The 1,755-nt window shown below is 43.5% G+C and carries 1 protein-coding gene; it reads right to left on the bottom strand.

Annotated elements, in window-relative coordinates; translation table 11 throughout:
* The coding region (locus ACOTX3_RS25970) for a hypothetical protein (RefSeq protein ID WP_421631665.1) at positions 1–1,755 on the bottom strand (1,755 nt) is incomplete at both ends.

Below are 1,755 nucleotides of genomic sequence, written 5' to 3'. Positions count from 1 at the left end.
TAAAGCGCATGTTCACAGGAAGAACCGTAAAACACTCAATAAGCCTTTCAGAAGAACTAAATACTCCACATGCCAGGGCGTTCAGCTTTTTCTTCAAAATATCAAACTGCTCACCTGACTGATATACGTCATGGAGAAATACTGGACCCATAGCATTCACATCAGACTCAATTATTTTCTCTGACAGTGCTTTTTGACGCTCTCGCACAAATATTAAAAGAGAGGTTGCATTTGTAGCTTCTTTGATGACGTCATACTGACCTTTAACAAAGCTCAGGACAGGTATATTCACCAGAAGACCTAAATCAACAATCCTGCCAACAGCATTTTTGATGTACGGCAGAACATTTTTATCCTTAAGTGCTATAAAGATACTCTCGGCAGTACGTAGATAACGAAGATATGCAGCCAAAGCCAGGTCAAACCGTTCCTCACCAATATGTTCACTGTACGACTCGATACCGGCATAGTTACCATGGAGCACCATGTGAGCAACAGCCTGTGCAGCAAATTCCGCAGGGAAGAGATTCCTCGTCGCCGTATTATTAAGATAATATTGATTTAAAACATTATTATTCCAGTCCGGGCTCAGAACAATTTTTCTGAAATGGATAACGTCCTCAACAACCTGACGATTTTTAAGCGTCATTATTGCAGAGCTAACCTGAGCCCCACCTGTACCATCATTCTTTCCAATTACGTTCTGTACCGCCTTCGATGCAATATTGATATGCCGGATAATTCCCGGATTAAAAAGGTCTATCTGAGGTTGCTCAGCTCCATAGCGTAACATCTCCTCCCGACCGTGATTTCCGATATCTAGTGTGCCAATTTTCAGGTTTGACAAGGTCTCTTCATTATTGACAAGGTATTCCACATAAAATACGCCATCTACAAAATTCTCCATTTTATTCAGTAGTGATTCACCGGCCAGAACAGAGTATGAATCAGCTTCCTGCAGCAACGTCTTCGTGGATTCAGCCTCCAATTTTTCTGAATCCTGAATTTCATCAAGTTTACTCACAATAAACGATATTTGCCTTTCGACGAAAGGCTCTAGGCTTATCCGCCCGTCAGCCATCAGTTTCTGCAGACTCAATACGAAACCTTCATCATTCTTTTCTCTGAGTGAAACAGCATAACTCTGATTCAGCATTTGCACTGCGACTTTGAGTTGCGGTTCGGCGAGAGCCTGACACTTCTCATCCATCCGGCTATAAGAAACCAGCCAGTCTCGCATCTGAATATGTGGTGCCACTCGCTGCCATGCTTCAGCGAAACCCCACAAGGCCGTCAGTTCTTCAAGCCGTGGGATATTTATAGCACCAATCGCGTCTTTAAGAGGCGTATCAAGCAACTCGCTCCTGGCAAGCTCCACCGTGGACTGATAGTGGATGCTCATCAGAAATTCGCTCCATCTTTCTGTATCGTTATTAAAAATTCGGGATATTTGTTGATAAGTTAGCGAGAGCATCTCGTCAAAATCATCCGGAGCAATACCGGGTTCGGTCTGACTAGCTTTGGGATCGCGAAGTAATACTTTAATATCTCGCTCCCCGTATCTGACCACCAGTAAGTAGAGAGCAATAAGAATATGGCGATGATCTTCTGTTGCAGGAACGGTAAGGTTCAGAATATGAATATCATTAACAAACTTCTTCATTAATCGCGGTGTGATACGAGGATACTCAGAGGGTTTCCAGCGCTCAAGCAACACCGTTGCTTCCCGGCACGCTATCCCTGCATCCTCATTTA

The sequence above is a fragment of the Enterobacter cloacae complex sp. IR5384 genome (genome assembly GCF_049237265.1).
Lineage (GTDB): Bacteria > Pseudomonadota > Gammaproteobacteria > Enterobacterales > Enterobacteriaceae > Enterobacter > Enterobacter cloacae.
Note: the sequence above shows the minus strand (reverse complement) of the source record. Positions and strands in the feature narration are given on the sequence as shown.